9 protein-coding genes are annotated in these 15535 nt (G+C 74.3%); 6 read left to right on the top strand and 3 right to left on the bottom strand.

Features of this window, described 5'->3' with window-relative positions:
- The first annotated feature begins 428 nt into the window (after nucleotides 1-428).
- The 3 genes from IE237_RS27220 (at nucleotide 429) to IE237_RS27210 (ending at nucleotide 6714) form a co-directional block, all read left to right on the top strand.
- Nucleotides 429-2660, top strand: a complete 2232-nt coding sequence (locus IE237_RS27220; RefSeq protein ID WP_189804976.1) for an asparagine synthase-related protein — start codon at nucleotides 429-431, stop codon at nucleotides 2658-2660.
- A 122-nt stretch (nucleotides 2661-2782) separates the two neighbouring features.
- The gene (locus tag IE237_RS27215) at nucleotides 2783-3379 is read left to right on the top strand and encodes a Uma2 family endonuclease (protein WP_370468300.1); all 597 of its coding nucleotides are present in this window, start codon (nucleotides 2783-2785) and stop codon (nucleotides 3377-3379) included.
- A 53-nt stretch (nucleotides 3380-3432) separates the two neighbouring features.
- Nucleotides 3433-6714 carry an ATP-binding protein gene (locus IE237_RS27210; RefSeq protein ID WP_189804771.1) on the top strand — a complete coding sequence of 1094 codons (3282 nt, stop codon included), beginning with the start codon at nucleotides 3433-3435 and terminating at the stop codon, nucleotides 6712-6714.
- On the opposite strand, the gene IE237_RS27205 is transcribed toward IE237_RS27210, so the two are convergent.
- Together IE237_RS27205 and IE237_RS27200 are read right to left on the bottom strand one after the other, a co-directional pair.
- A complete protein-coding gene (locus IE237_RS27205) occupies nucleotides 6701-8734 on the bottom strand; it encodes a sigma-70 family RNA polymerase sigma factor (RefSeq protein WP_189804770.1) in 2034 nt (677 codons plus the stop codon). The two genes, IE237_RS27210 and IE237_RS27205, sit on opposite strands and share 14 nt — an antisense overlap.
- 193 nt (nucleotides 8735-8927) lie before the next feature.
- Entirely contained in the window at nucleotides 8928-9713 is a 786-nt protein-coding gene (locus IE237_RS27200; RefSeq protein WP_229842921.1) for a TetR/AcrR family transcriptional regulator, read from the bottom strand.
- A gap of 357 nt (nucleotides 9714-10070) precedes the next feature.
- On the opposite strand from IE237_RS27200, the gene IE237_RS27195 reads away from it, so the two are divergent.
- On the top strand, nucleotides 10071-11435 hold the full coding sequence (locus tag IE237_RS27195) for an NAD(P)/FAD-dependent oxidoreductase (RefSeq protein WP_189804768.1): 1365 nt from the start codon (nucleotides 10071-10073) through the stop codon (nucleotides 11433-11435).
- A 106-nt stretch (nucleotides 11436-11541) separates the two neighbouring features.
- Nucleotides 11542-13173 (top strand): ATP-binding SpoIIE family protein phosphatase, encoded by a 1632-nt coding sequence (locus IE237_RS27190; RefSeq protein WP_189804767.1) that lies wholly within the window; start codon nucleotides 11542-11544, stop codon nucleotides 13171-13173.
- Nucleotides 13174-13179: 6 nt separating this feature from the next.
- Here IE237_RS27190 and IE237_RS27185 read toward each other — a convergent pair whose 3' ends face one another.
- On the bottom strand, nucleotides 13180-14454 hold the full coding sequence (locus tag IE237_RS27185; RefSeq protein WP_189804766.1) for an MFS transporter: 1275 nt from the start codon (nucleotides 14452-14454) through the stop codon (nucleotides 13180-13182).
- A gap of 154 nt (nucleotides 14455-14608) precedes the next feature.
- Between IE237_RS27185 and IE237_RS27180 the strand changes: the two genes are divergently transcribed.
- Nucleotides 14609-15154: a MarR family winged helix-turn-helix transcriptional regulator gene (locus tag IE237_RS27180; RefSeq protein WP_030694509.1), complete on the top strand. Its 546-nt coding sequence runs from the start codon at nucleotides 14609-14611 to the stop codon at nucleotides 15152-15154.
- Nucleotides 15155-15535: the final 381 nt, after the last annotated feature.

The following is a 15535-nucleotide window of genomic DNA, read 5'->3' as shown; positions in this document are numbered from 1 at the left end:
CGTGCGACGAGCGCGGCCGGCGGAGCGGCTCGTGCTCCCGTCGTGTGGCCGTGCGCCCGGCCGTGCGCTCTCGTCCGGCCGGCGGGGAAGCGCTTCCATGAGTATCGCGTGGGTCGGCCCGTTCGGCCGGGAGCGGAGTCCCGGACCAGTGGGCTGGGGGACACCGCCGCCCCATTCCCCGCGGGCGGCGGACGGCGCCGGGAGGCGGGAGCGCCTCCCGGACTGCCGGTGTCGGCGACGCCGCCCGGACACCGGTCGAAACCTCCGACGGGGATCGATATTTGGCCGAATGACGACGGTGTGCCGTCGCACTCCAACTGGCCCATGCCAGGGGCGCATTCGGCTTTCGGGCGCGTGCGCCCGGACCCCGCCCCGTGCGCCGTTGTCGTGGCAGCATGTCCTCCACCGAAACGGATGTGGAGGCGCCGATGCGATGGCTGGTGGGCTGGAGCAGTGTCGCCGCGAGCTTCGCAACGACCGCCGGGGGCCGGGCGGGGTCCGCGAACGGCGCCCACGGCCCTGGCTCTCCGTACAGCTCCGGCCCCGGTTCTCCGTACGGCTCCGGCCCCGGTTCTCCGTACGACCTCGGCTCCCCGTACGGCTCCGGCCCCGACCGCGCGTCCGAGGGGCGCACGGTGCAACCGGTGGGCGCACAACTCCTGTGGGGCGACCCCGATCCGCTCTGGGCGGTCGGCGACTGGCGCCCCGACGAGGTGCGCGTGGTGGCCGTCGACGACGGGACCCGCCTCGCCGTGCTCGGCTGCTGCGCGGCGAGCGACGAGGAGCTGCGGATCGGCCTGCTCACCGCGCGCGGGGGTGCCCTGCGGCACCTGACCGCCTGGCCCGGCAGCTACACCGCCGTCGTGAAGGCCGGCCGCCGCGTCACCGTCACCGGTGACCTCGCGGGCGCCCGGCCGGTGTTCCACACCCCGTGGCAGGGCGGCACCGCGTACGCCACCGCCGCCCTGCCGCTCGCCGACCTCGTCGAGGCCCAGCTCGACATCGGCCATCTCGCCGCCCTGCTCGCCTGCCCGGAGACCCCGGAGGCGCTGCGCGACTCCACCCCGTACGAGGGGGTGCGGCGGGTGCCGCCCGGCCACGCGCTGATCCTGCGGGAGGGCTCGCGCGAGATCACCGGCTACGAGCAGGTGGCCTCGCTCGCCGTCGCGGCGCCCGAGGCCGACCCCCGGCAGGCCGTCGAAGGGGTACGGGACGCCCTGGTCGAGGCCGTGCGCGCCCGGCTCACCGCCCCCCGGCACGCGCCCGAAGCGCCGCTCCCCGATCCGGGCCCGGTCCCCGGCATGGGCCCGGCCGACCGGCGCGCGGCCCGGGGCGCGGGCCCGGCGCCCGGCATCGGCGCCGACCTGTCCGGCGGCAGCGCCTCCGGCACCCTCGCCCTGCTCGCGGCGGGCCTCCCGGGCGTGCCGGGCACGATCACCGGTCACGGCACGGGCGCGGGGGAGCGGCTGCTCGCCGTCACGTTCAACGACCTGGCGACGCGGGCCGGTTCGCGTCGTACGGCGGAGCTGGAGCGGGCCCGCGCGATCGCCGCCGACCCGCGGCTGCACCACGTCGTCGTCGCGGGCGGCGAGGAGGCGCTGCCGTACGCGGCGCTCGACGGGCCGCTGACCGACGAGCCGGGACCCGCGCTCGTCATCGCCGAGCGGCACCGCAGGAGGCTCGCGGGCGGCAGCGCCGACCACTTCACCGGCATGGGCGCGAAGCAGGTCCTGGACGCGCACCCGGCGCGCCTCGCCGACCTCCTGATGGACCGCAGGCGGCGCTCCCTGGTGCGTCCGGTGACGGCGCTGGCCAAGGCCTCGGGGCCGTCGGCGGGCTCGCTCCTGGTGCCGCTGACCGTCTACCGGGCGGCGCGGAAGCTGGCCCGCACCCCGTACCGGACGGGTCTCGAGGCGGCCGCCCGGCGGGTCCTGGAGGCGAACCGCGCGGCCCCGGACGGCTTCGGCCCCCTGGAGGCCTCGCTCTCCGCGCTGGCGTGGTCGAGGCCGGGGCCGGCGGCGCGCTGGCTGACGGGGGAGGCGCTGGCTGAAGTATCGGTTCGCCTGAACCGGGCGGCGACCCTCCCGGCCACCGTCCAGCGCCCCGGCGAGGCACGCGCGCGTGCCGCCCTCGCCCGCGCCGCGGCCGACCACCGGGTCCTGGAACAGGCCGCGGAGATCCGCGGCCAACGCCTCCATGCCCCCTTCCTGGACAACCAGGTCGTCCGGGCCTGCCGCGACCTTCCCGAATCGCTCCGGGTCCAGCCGGACGCCCGGGCCGGCATCCTGCGCACGGTCCTCTCCGGCGCCGGCGTCCACGACCTCCCCCCGGGCTGGGGCGCGCCCCACCCCGTCGCCCCGGCCGCCGCCACGCGCGCGGGCCTGCGCGTCGCGCTCCCCCAGCTCCTCGCCCTCTTCGACGCGCCGCTCCTCGCGGACGCGGGCCTGATCGAGGCCCGCGTCGTCCGCGAGGCCCTCCGTGCGGCGGCCGACGGCGTCCCCGTCCCGCTCGACGGCCTCGCCGACCTCGTCTCCACCGAACTCTGGCTCCGCCGCCTCCTCGCCCGCCGGGGCTCCTGCTGGACCAGCACGACGGAACCCCGGGCCCACCGCGCGGTCCAGGGCCCCCTGATCCCGACGTCGAGGTCGCTGCCGGCGTGAGGCTGCGGCGACCAGGTGAAACGTCCCAGCACGCTCGTTCGAGTGAACGCGTTCCGGACCTCGGCCCCAGGCCGGACCTAAGCTGAAATCGTCGCACCCGAGCGAAGGAGGTCCGCATGGCTATGCCGTTGCCGGTTCCGGAGGACGCGTTCTCCGAGGGCTTGCCCGACCGTGAGGGCGCGAGTACTCAGGAGACCTTCGAGCTGTTCAGTGCGCTTGCCCCCAAGGGCTGGCGTGTGGAGCTGATCGAAGGGGAGATCTACGTGGTGCCTCCGGCCAATGGTGAGCACGAGGAGATCGTGGCGGAGATGGTGGAACAGGTCATCGCCCGCCGCGTCGACAAGGAACTGCGCAACTTCACGGGCATCGGCATCAGCCTGCTGGGGACCACCGACCCGCTCAGAGTCATCCCCGACCTCGTCATCGCCCCCAAGGGCAGCTTCGACGACCAGTTGGAGTGGCACGCCCCGGACCCCGTGCTCCTCGTCGCCGAGGTGACCTCCTCCTCCACAGCGAGCCGTGATCGCGTCCAGAAGATCCGCGCCTATGCGCGGGCCGGGATCCCTGTCTACCTGATGATCGACCGCGAGGCCGGTGAGGCCGTCGTCTGCTCCGGCCCCTCCGGTGACGATTACGGCCACAAGTCCATCCACAAGCTGGGGACGGTCGTCCCGCTTCCCTACCCTCTCGGCTTCGAGCTCGACACCTCGACGTTCTGACAGCCCGGGCAAACCCCGAGGCGTACGTGCCGGCCGGCCGACACAATGGGTCGGTGCGGTATCTCATCCTCGGCACCACCGAGGCCCTTCGTCCCGACGGCACCCCCCTTCCCCTGGGCGGCGCCCGGCTGCGCGCGCTGCTCGCCGCGCTGGCCCTGCGCGGCGGACGGGCCGTCTCCGTCGGCGAGCTCGCCGACGACGTGTACGGGGACGACCTGCCGCAGGACGCCCCCGCCGCCCTCCAGGCCCTCGTCGGCCGCCTCCGCCGGATCCTCGGCAAGGAGGCCGTCGCCTCCACCCCCGGCCCCGGCTACCGGCTCGTCGCCGGTCCCGACGACATCGACCTGTACGTCTTCCAGCGCCGGGTCAGGGACGGCGCCGCCCGCCTCGACGCCGGTGACCCCGACGCCGCCGCCGCCCTCCTCCGCGAGGCGCTCGGTCTCTTCCGGGGCTCCGCCCTCGCCGACCTGCCCGAACCGGCGGGCGTCCGGCCCGAGGCGCAGCGGCTCGCGGCGCTCCGGCAGCGCGTCGAGGCCGATCTGCGCCGGGGCGCCACCGACGGACTCGTACCGGAGCTGACCGAGCTCACCACCACGTACCCGTACGACGAGGCCTTCCGCGCCCATCTCATCCGCGCCCTGCGGGCCGAGGGCCGCCACGCCGACGCCCTCACCGCGTACGAGTCGGCCCGCCGCACCCTCGCGGACGCCCTCGGCGCCGACCCGGGCCCCGAACTCACCGCCCTCCACCACGAGCTCCTCACCGGCACCACACCCGCGCCGCCCCGGACCGAGGCCCCGGCCCCCGAGGCGGCCCCCGCGCCGCCCGCCGCCGACCCCGCCGCCCCCGAGCGCCCCGCCCCGGCTCCCGAAGCCGGCAACATCCGGCCCCGGCTCACCTCCTTCGTCGGCCGTGAGCCCGAGCTCGCCGCGCTCCACGCCGACCTGACCCGCTCCCGGCTCGTCACGCTCACCGGCCCCGGAGGTTCCGGCAAGACGCGGCTCGCCGAGGAGGCCGCGGTCCGCGCCGTCGGCCCCGCGGCCTGGATCGCCGAACTCGCCCCGCTCGACGACCCCGGCGCCCTCCCCGGCGCCGTCCTCTCCGCGCTCCGCCTCCGCGAGACCAACCTGATCACCCGCGACGGCGTGCCGCTCCAGGACGACCCCACCGCCCACCTCGTCGAGCACCTGGCCCGCCGACCGCTGCTCCTGGTCCTCGACAACTGCGAGCACCTGATCGACGCGGCCGCCGCCCTCGCCGAGACCCTCCTGACCCACTGCCCGCAGCTCCGCATCCTCGCCACCAGCCGTGAACCCCTCGGCGTCCCGGGCGAGTCGGTCCGCCCCGTCGAGCCCCTCCCGCCCGACCCGGCCCACCGCCTCTTCGCCGAGCGGGCCCGCACCGTGCGCCCCTCCTTCGACCTCGCCCGCGACGGCGGCGAGGCCGTCGACGAGATCTGCCGCCGCCTCGACGGCCTGCCGCTCGCCATCGAACTGGCCGCCGCCCGGCTGCGTCTCCTCACCCCGCGCCAGATAGCCGACCGCCTCGACGACCGCTTCCTCCTCCTCACCTCCGGCTCACGGACCGTCCTGCCCCGCCAGCAGACGCTCCGCGCGGTCGTCGACTGGTCCTGGGACCTGCTCGACCCGGCCGAGCGCACCCTGCTCCGCCAGGTGTCGGTCTTCGCGGGAGGCTGGGACCTGGCCGCCGCCGAGGCCCTCTCCCCGTACGCCGCCGACGCCCTGGGCGCCCTGGTCGACAAGTCCCTCGTGGTCGCCACCCCCACCGAGGGCGGCGAGATGCGCTACCGGCTCCTGGAGACCATCCACGAGTACGCGACCGAGCGCGCCGCCGAGGAACCGGCGCTGCTCGCCGCCGCCGAGGCCACCCACACCGCCCATTTCACGGCCCTCGCCGAGGCCGCCGAGCCCATGCTCCGTTCGGCGGAGCAGCTGCCCTGGATCGACAGGCTGGAGCGCGACCTCGACAACATCCGCGCCGCGCTCCACCGCACCCTCGTCACCGCGCCCGACGAGGCCGCCGCCCTCCGGCTCGTCTTCGCCATGGGCTGGTTCTGGTGGCTGCGCAACTACCGCCCCGAGGGCCTGGCCTGGGTCGGCCGGGCGATCGACCTCGGCGAGGACCCGGCCGACCCCGCGGACCCCCGCCACTGGCCCCGCATGCACCTGCGCATGCTGCACTTCTTCCTCGCGGTCGAGAGTCAGACGATGGGGGAGTTCAAGGAACCGGAGACCCTCGCGCTCGTCCGGCGCGTGCGCGACGCGTTCGGGGCGGAGCCCGGACCCGAGGCGGCCCGCTTCCCCGGCCTGCTCTGGCCCTTCACGGCGTACCTCACCGAGGACCCGGCCACGATCCGCGCCCTCCTCGACACCGCCGTGGAGAACTGCCGCCGCCACGGCGGCGACTGGGAGCTCGGCGTCAGCCTCATGTTCCGTACGCACATGGTCGTCGACATGCCCGGCGGGATGCCCGGTGTCGACGAGGCGCTGGACGAGCTCCGGGACATCGCCCGCCGCGTCGGCGACCGCTGGATGGCGGCGCAGATCGAGAGCGCGGCGGGCGAGTCGTACACGATGCGCGGCCGGCACGCGGACTCCGGCGAGGCGTACGAGCGGGCCCTCGGTCTGGCCCGCGAAGTCGGCGCCCACGCCGAGGCCCCCTTCCTCCTCGCCCGCCTGGCCGAACTGTCCTACCGCACCGGTGACCTGGAGACCGCCGAGCGGACCCTCGACGAGGCCGCACGGGAGGCCGAGGTCTATCACGTACGGGACACCCAGACGTACGTGTGCTTCCTCCGCGCGGCCTTCGCCCTGGACCGCGGCGACGTCCCGGAGGCCCGCGCGCAGCTGGAGGAGGCGGGCCGGACGGTGGCGCTCGGCACCCCGCCGCCGCACTTCGAGGCGGGGGTGACCGGACTCGCCGCCCGCGTCGAGGCGTACGAGGGCAAGGGGACGGTCGCCGTCGGCACGGCCGTCGCCGCGCTCCGCGCCGCGCGGGACGCCCAGTGCGCGGACTTCATCACCACCGGCCTGGGGGAGGGGCTCGCCGTCACCCTCTCCCGGGCGGGTGAGGCCGGCCTCGCCGTACGGGTCATGGCCGCCGTCGAAGGATGGCGCCGGGACGCGCCCCGCTCCGTCCCCGAGCTGCGGGACGTCGAGGACGTGACGGATCGGGCGCTCGCCGAGCTCGGCGCGTCCGGCCTGGCCGCCGCCCGCGCGGCCGGCGCGGGACTCGGCCTCGACGAGGTCCTCGATCTCGTCGAACGCTTCGCCCCGGCCCGGCCGGACGCCGGAACGGCCGTCAGGAGCAGCTGATCCGGGACTCCGCCCAGTCGGCGACCGCGGCCCGGCCGAACGGGGTGTGCTCCTCCACCACGAGCCGGATCGTGGTGCGGCCGGAGATGTCGACGTGCACCGGGACCGGCGGGTCGCCCGCCCGGACGACGTCGGAGCGCCAGAGCCGCTCCCCGTCGCCGTAGACGGAGAAGCGGACGCCGCCGACGCCGAGCAGGGCGCTCAGGTCGTCGACGCCGACGACCGCGTCGTAGCTGGTGCACTGCCGGTTGAGGTCGATGAGCAGCGAGGACGGGGCGTGGACGCTGACTCCGTACGCGTACTGCGCGTCGCCCATGGACAGGCTGCCCCGCTGCCACATCCAGCTGCTCTCCGAGAGGGACACCTCGGGCTTGGTGCCGTCGCCGAAGATCCCGTAGTCCAGCTCGCTGACCCGGTAGACGGACGGCGGCGCGGGCGGCGGGGTCGTCGGCTTCGGCGCGGGCTTCTCGGGGGTCGGCGTCGGCTTCGGTGTGGGCTTCGGCGTCGGCCGGGGGGTGGGCTTCGGGGACGGCGGCGGCGTCGGCTTCGGCGTGGGCTTCGGCGTCGGGCTGGGGGTGGGATTCGGAGGAGGCGGCGGCGTCGGCTGCGGCGGCTCGGAGGTGACGGGCGGGGCCGGCGGCGCGGGCTTCGGGGAGGGCTTCGCCGGGGGTGCGGGCTCCGGCGCGAGCGGGGTGACGACCGGCTGCGTCGGCCGGGGCGCGGCCACGGGCTGCGGGTCGCCGGCCATCGCCCAGACGAGCCCGGCGGCCGCGGCGACCGCCATGGCCGCGGCGATCCCGGCCTTCGCGGGCGCGCCGAGCCCCTCGGCGGCGGCCCCGCCCGAGGCGGCGCCCCCGGAGGACCCGGACGCGGCGGCCGCCGCGCCCGCACCGGCCGCGGCGGCGGTGCCGCCGGCGACGACCCCGGCCGCCTTGAGCGAGTACCCGGCGGCGAACCAGCCGATGACGGCCACCGGCAGGAGCGCGGGGATCCCGGCGTTCACATGGGCCAGCTCACCGGCGGCGAGCCGGCACTTGGCGCATTCGTCCAGGTGCTTGCGCAGGCCGCGCTCGGCCCGCATCCGCAGCCCGCCGCGCGCGTAGGCGCCGAGCCGGTCCGCGTAGCGGGCGCAGTCGCCGCCGGCGGTCAGGGACTGGCTGACGTGCGCCTGGAGGTAGGCCTGCTTGAGGCCCTCGCGGGCCCGGCTGGCGAGCACGGCCGTGGCGTTCGCGGTCAGGCCGAAGAGCGGGGCGACCTCGCTCGGGGACTCCTCCTCGACGGTGGTGTGCCACAGCACGGCCTGCCAGCGTTCGGGCAGCGAGCGGAAGGCCTGCATGGCGAGGGACTGCTCGGCCTCGTGCATGGCGCGGACGTCCGCGCCGAGGTCCATGCCCGCGCCGAAGGACGCCGTGTGGTCGGAGACCTCGGAGGAGCGGGCGGCGTCCGCGGCGAACACCGCGAAGTCCTCGACCAGGTGCTCGCGCTTCTGGGTTCTCGCCCAGTTCGCCGCGACCCGCCGGACGGTGGTCATGAGGTAGGCGCGCACGGCCTGTTCGGGCCCGGCCCCGCCGCGGACCGCCTGGAGGGTGCGGGCGAACACCTCGGCGGTGAGGTCGTCGGCGGTGTGCGCGTCCCGGCAGCAGGTCCTGGCGTACCGGCGGACGGCCTCGGAGTGGCGGCGGAACAGCTCCTCGTACGCGGAGCCGTCGCCGTCCCGCATGAGCTGGACGAGCTCGGCGTCGGAGGGCGGCAGTTCGCGCGGCGGAGGGAGCACGGTGTCGGGCTCGTCGGGGCCGGCGTCGTCTCCGGCCGTTCCCGTCCCGGTGGCCGCCCCCGCGACGGCTCCGGAACCCGGCTCGGCGGGCTTGCCCTCACGCTGCTGCGGCACGCTCGGCTCGGCGGACTCGGACGGCGCTCCGGAGAGACCCCCCGGCCCGCCCTGGCTCGGAACCTGCCGGGAGGGAAGCCCCCCGGTCTCCGCGCCGCCGCCCAGCGGATCGTCCCGACTGTCACCGCTCATCGCGGAAGCCCCCGTACGCACGCTCAGACCCGAATACCGGCCAAGCCTGCCACAGAGCGAGGGCACGCCGAAGCGCCCCGTCCACTTACCACTCGTCCGGGGCGACTTCGTGTATCCGGGCGTAACCGCTCACACGTTCGTGTCATGCTCGCTGGTCCGCCCGGACCACGGGGAACGCCGTCCGTGAAAGGTCCTACCGGGAGCGAAGCCCCTCGAGCAGGATGTCGAGGAGCCTGGCCGAGGCCGCCGCCTGCTGCACCGCGTCCGGCAGGGCCGGGGCGGCGGTGGCGATGACGAGGAGGACGTCCGCCACGGTCACGTCCGTCCGCAGCTCACCCGCCTCACGCGCCCGGTCCACCAGCCGGCCGACGACCTCCAGGAGCTCCGAGGCCCCCGCGTCGTCCCGCTCCTCGGCGGGCACACCGCGCGGCGCGACCACGCGCGCGTCCGCCTGCTCGGCGACACCCCGCTGGTACGGCACCCGGGCCGCCTCGTCCGCGTCGCCCGCGACGAGCGGCACCCCGGAGTCGTCCACGCCCACCCGCAGCACCTGCGGCGGCAGGAGACGACCCGCGCCCGAGGCCACCGAGGTCCGCAGGAACCGGGAGAGCGCCGACCACGGCTCCTCCTCCTGGCCCAGCGCGGCCCGCGCCTGCTCGGTCAGCCGGGAGGTCTCCTCCTCGGCTATCCGCCGCACCAGCACGTCCTTGCTCGGGAAGCGGCGGTAGACGGTGCCGACGCCGACCCGGGCGCGGCGCGCCACGTCCTCCATCGGAGCCCCGTAACCGAGCTCGCCGAACACCTCGCGCGCGGCCCGCAGCACGTGCTCCAGATTGCGCTGGGCGTCCACCCGCAGCGGCGCGGACCTGCCGCCCGCCACCACATGGGTGCCGTTGCGCTGCTCGGTCGTCCCCGGGACATGCCCGTCGACGGTCGCCGTCCCGGCGCCCGACTGCCAGCGTGAATCCTGAATCTGCATAAGCGTTCCCCCGCTCATGATGTCTCCCCCCGGAGACTCCCCGCCCTGACACGGGGCCTCCGGCGGACGAGCGCTTCGGTCCATGCGCGCGCTCCGATATGACACCCCGATGAGGTACGAACATAGTTGAGTCGGGGTCAATTCAGAAGGGGGAGTTCCGTACGGTGCGCCCCCCGATCGGAGCAAGGCCCGGAAGACTCCCGATTCCGACCCCTCTCCGAACCCGCACCATCCGGTGTGACCTGCGCCGATTCCCCCGTACGACGCCCGCGCGCCACCCCGCGCCTCCGTACCCCTCCGGTCACACAATTTGCCGAGCCTGTGGACAAACCACGGACGGGGGTGCGTCATGGGACAGTGACCGAACCTGCGCGCATTCTCGTGGTCGGCGGTGGCTACGTCGGCATGTACACCGCGCTGCGCCTTCAGCGGCAGCTCGGGGCGGAGCTCAGAGCCGGCACCGCCGAGATCGTGGTGGTCACCCCCGAGCCGTACATGACGTACCAGCCGTTCCTGCCGGAGGCCGCGGCCGGCTCCATCTCCCCGCGCCACGTCGTCGTGCCGCTCCGCCGGGTCCTCGACCGCTGCCGCATCGTCATCGGCGAGGTCGGGTCCGTCGACCACGCCAAGCGCACCGCGACCCTCTCCACCCTCGCCACCGAGGAGGAGGGCACCGGCGCCGTCCACATGACGTACGACGAGCTGGTCCTCGCGCCCGGCTCCGTCTCCCGCACCCTTCCGGTCCCCGGCCTGGCCGACCACGGCATCGGCTTCAAGACCGTCGAGGAGGCCATCGGCCTGCGCAACCACGTCATCGAGCAGATGGACATCGCCTCCTCCACCCGCGATCCCGCACTCCGCGACGCCGCCCTCACCTTCGTCTTCGTCGGCGGCGGCTACGCGGGCGTGGAGGCCCTCGCCGAGCTGGAGGACATGGCCCGCTACACCGCGCGGTACTACCACAACGTCAAGCCCGAGGACCTGCGCTGGGTCCTCGTCGAGGCCTCCGACCGGATCCTCCCGGAGGTGGGCGAGGCGATGGGCAGGTACGCCGTCCGCGAGCTGCGCGGCCGGAACATCGACGTGCGCCTGGGGACCCGGCTCGAATCCTGCGAGGACCGGGTCGCCGTCCTCAGCGACGGCACCCGCCTGCCCACCCGTACCGTCGTGTGGACCGCCGGCGTGAAGCCCGCGCCCGTCCTCGCCGCCACCGACCTGCCGCTGAACGAACGCGGCAGGCTCCGCTGCACCGCCCAGCTCGCCGTCGAGGGCGCCCCGCACGCCTGGGCCGCCGGCGACGCCGCGGCCGTCCCCGACGTGACCGCCAAGGAGGCCGGCAAGGAGTGCGCGCCCAACGCCCAGCACGCCGTCCGCCAGGCCAAGGTCCTCGCCGAGAACATCGCGGCCTCCCTCCGCGGGCAGCCGCTCAAGGAGTACGCGCACGCGTACGTGGGCTCCGTCGCCTCCCTCGGCCTCCACAAGGGAGTCGCCCACGTCTACGGACGCAAGCTCAAGGGATATCCGGCCTGGTTCATGCACCGCGCCTACCACCTCAGCCGGGTCCCCACCTTCAACCGCAAGGCCCGGGTCCTCGCCGAATGGACCTTGTCCGGCCTGTTCAAACGGGAGATCGTCTCCCTCGGCTCGCTGGAACACCCCAGGGCCGAATTCGAACTCGCCGCCTCACCACCCCCCGGCGACGGCGACAAGCCGCAGTCCTGACATCACTGTCAGTGCACTCGTCCACACTGGACGTGTGACCATAGGTGGGCTCACACCTGCACAGCGTGACTCTGCACGGCACCGACACCACGAGGCATACAGATCCGTGAACTTCACCCGTTGGAGCGCCCGGCTCCCCGGCACGCAGCGCCGCGCGGCGCGGGGGACCGAAGGCTCCGTGCCCGCCGCCCGCGGTGAGTACGGTCAGCAGCTGGAGCACCTTGGCGACGAGACCGCCGACGTCCCCGCCCTGGAGGACTTCTCCGTACGGGAACTGCTCGGCCGCCTCCCCGGCCTCGTCGCGCTCGCGTACGGCCCGGAGCACCGCATCGCGTACGTGAACGACGCGTACGCCGCCGCCTTCGGCCCCCGCCCCGCCGGCGCCACCGTCGCCGACACCTGCCCCGAGGCCGAGGAGCTCGGCCTGCTGCCCCTCATGGACCAGGTGCTGCGCAGCGGCAAGCCCCGCACGGTCAAGTCCCGCCGCACCCGGGACGGCGGCTCGTACACGGTCACCTGCCTGCCCGTCGACAGCCCCCGCCTCGACGGCGGCGGAGTCCTCGTCCACGCCGCCGACGTCACCGACCACGCGGAGGCCGCCGAGCGGCTCCGGGCCAGCGAGCGCAGGCACCGCGAGACCGCCGTCACCCTCCAGCGCTCCCTGCTCCCGCAGGAGCTGGAGCAGCCAGACGACCTGCGGATCGCCGCGACCTACCAGCCCGGCGTCGCGGACGCCGCCGTCGGCGGCGACTGGTACGACGTGATCACCCTCGGGGCGGGCCGCACCGCGCTCGTCATCGGCGACGTGATGGGCCGTGGCGTACGCGCCGCCGCCGTCATGGGCCAGCTCCGCACCGCCGTCCGGGCCTACGCGCGCCTGGACCTGCCCCCGCACGAGGTCCTCCAGCTGCTCGACGGCCTCGCCGCCGAGATCGACGCCAGCCAGATCGCCACCTGCGTGTACGCGATCCACGACCCCAACGAGGGCAAGCTGGTGTACGCCTCCGCGGGCCACCTCCCGATCCTCGTACGGGACGAGGACGGCACCGTCCGCCGCGCCGAGGACCCGACCGGCCCGCCGCTCGGCACCGGAGGCTGGCTGCACGCCTCGGGCTCCATCGCCCTGCCGCCCGGCTCCACCGCCGTCCTCTACACCGACGGTCTGGTCGAGCGCCGCCGCGAGGACATCGACGAGGGCGTCGCCGCCCTGGCCCGCGCCCTCGCCGGCGCCAGCGGCACCCCGCAGGTGGTCTGCGACCGGCTCCTGCGCTCCCTCGGGGTCACCGCCGAGCACGACGACGACGTCGCCGTGCTGGTCGTCCAGCACCCCTCCCGCAAGGGCCCGGACGCCGAGCTCTTCCACAACGCCGCCCTGGAACTGCTCGGCGGGGTCGAGGCGGCTCCCCGCGCGCGTGCCTTCGCGTCCGGCGTCCTGTCGTCCTGGCGCTTCCCGGTCGAGCTGCGCGACCTGGGCGTCCTCGCCACCAGCGAGCTCGTGGCGAACTCCCTCCAGCACGGCACCCCGCCCATGCGCCTGCGGCTGCGCCGCACCGACCGCCGCCTGATCATCGAGGTCACGGACGGGGACGACCATCTGCCGCGCCGCCGCAGGGCGGAAACGGAGGACGAGGCGGGTCGCGGTATCTCGATCATCGCGACGATCGCCTCGTCCTGGGGAAGCCGCCGCACGCCCGGGGGCGGCAAGGCGGTCTGGTGCGAGTTCGCCCTGCCGGACTGATCCCGGCTAGGCGGCAGCGGTCTCGCTCTCGCGCACCGGCTCGTGCCGGACGACCACCTTCGACGGCTTGAGGGCCAGCGAAGGCTGGTTCTGCTCGGGGGTCAGCCGCTTGCCCAGCCGGACGGCCAGGAACGTGATCCCGAGCGAGAAGAGCACGAAGGTCACGATGTACGGACCGTGCAGCGCGGCCCCCATGGGCCCGCCCACGGCCGGACCGACGGCCAGCGCCAGCTGCTTCACCAGGGCGAAGGCCGAGTTGTACTGCCCGACCATCGACTCCGGCGCCAGATCGGCCACCAGCGGGGCCACGGTCGGCGACAGCATCGCCTCACCGAGCCCGAAGAGGGCGTACGTGGAGACGAAGGCCGCCGTCGCCATCGTCTGGCTGCCGTGCCCGAGGCCCGCGTACCCGGCGATGAGCCACGCCACGGTCCAGATCAGACCCACGGCCGCGATCACCCGGGTCCGCCTGCGGCGCTCGACGAAGCGCAGCACCAGGAACTGGGCGACCACGATCACCGCCGTGTTGGCGGCCAGCGCGATCCCGAGCGCCGACGGCTCGATGCCGGCGGCCTCCGTGCCGTACGCGGCGAGACCCGACTCGAACTGCCCGTAGCAGGCGAAGAACAGCACGAAGCCGAGGACGCACAGCTGCACCATCGCCTTGTGCCCCAGCAGCGCGCGGAGACCGCCGCCCTTCCCGCCCTCGGCCGGACGGGCGCCCTGCAGCGCGGGCGAGCCCGGCATCCGGACGGTCCCGACGATCGCGGCGAGCACGAGGAACATCGCGGCCTCGATCGAGAACAGCAGGATGAAGCTGCCCGGCCGGCTCGTGTCGACCAGCAGACCGCCGATCAGACCACCGACACCGAGACCGAGGTTCTGCAGGAAGAACTGCATCGCGAACGCCCGGGTGCGGCCGGAGGGCTCCGAGCACCAGACGATCATCGTGGCGAGGGCCGGCTGCAGCACGGCCGTACCGGCACCGAGCAGCGCCGCGGCCCCCACGGCCGCCGGCACGCTGGAGGCGAAGCCCATCGCCACCGCACCCACCGCGGCGACGACCGAGGCCACCAGAAGGACGGGCACGGGCCCGCGCCGGTCGATGGCCCGCCCGCTGAAGGGCAGCACCACCAGTGCGGCCATGGCGAAGACGGCCAGCACGATGCCCGCCGTGGCCGCGCCCAGATCCCGCACCTGCGCGACGTACACATAGAGGTACGGCACCGTGAAGCCGAGTCCGAACGCGCTCAGCGCGCTGCCTGCCTGAATACGGCGCATCGCTGCGCCCCTCGCCTTGGTCACACTCACCCACTTCGGTCGCGGGTTCAGAGTCGAACGTCTGAACCCTGAAGACTTCAACGCTAAAGTTAACGTCTTAACAGTACACACTGAAGGACTTCAACGCCAACGTGGCGCGTGGGATACTCGCCGCATGTCCGACACCGCTCCCCAAGAGCCGAGCCTCGACGAGCAGATCGCCGCGTATCAGCGCGAGTACCGCGACCTCGACCCGCAGGTGGAGAAGGTCGTCTCCGCCCTCGGCCGGCTGAACCGCCGGATGAACGTGGCGTACGGCCGCCAGCTCGCCGACCTCGGCATCAGCAACGCCGAGTGGGAGGTCCTCAAGACCCTGGTCCTCTCCGGAGAGCCCTACCGCCTGGGCCCCGGCGAGCTCGCCAAGCGTCTGGGCCTGACCCCGGCGGCGATGACCCACCGGATCGACCGCATGGCCGGCGAAGGCCTGGTCACCCGCGACCGCGACGAGAACAACCGCGTCCGCGTGATCGTCGAGCTCACCGACGAGGGCCGCTCGAAGTGGCTGGAGGCCATGCGCATGGCCACCGACTTCGAGGAGGACCTGCTCCAGGACCTCACGACGGAGGAGAAGGGCGTCCTCGGCGATGTCCTCATCCGCCTGCTCCGCCGCGTGGAGCTCACCCAGCCGGACGCCGGCGGCCGCCTGACGGACCTCGACTGACCCCACCGGGCGGGGGTTGACACGCCCCTCCCGGATGCGTAGTGTTCTCCGAGTTGTCACGGAGCCGGAACGGTTCTTCGACAACCACTCCCGCCGCTGATGCGGCACCTCTACTCAGCACGAACTCCCCACCGGGACGAATTTCGGCATGCCGAAATTCATTTCGAATGGCTCGATTATGAGTCGCCGGGGAAACCCGCTAGAGTTTGAGACGTCGGAACGGCCCAACAGCCGGAAAGACAAACCCCGCTGACTGGGAATCAGACGCCGAAAGGATCTGATAGAGTCGGAAACGCCGGAAGGGCCCGGAGCGAAAGCGAACGGGACCGGAAAGCACCGAGGAAATCGGATCGGAAAGATCTGATAGAGTCGGAAACGAAG

Origin of the sequence: Streptomyces tanashiensis, from assembly GCF_014648895.1 — a bacterium.
Taxonomy (GTDB): domain Bacteria; phylum Actinomycetota; class Actinomycetes; order Streptomycetales; family Streptomycetaceae; genus Streptomyces; species Streptomyces tanashiensis.
Note: the sequence above shows the minus strand (reverse complement) of the source record. Positions and strands in the feature narration are given on the sequence as shown.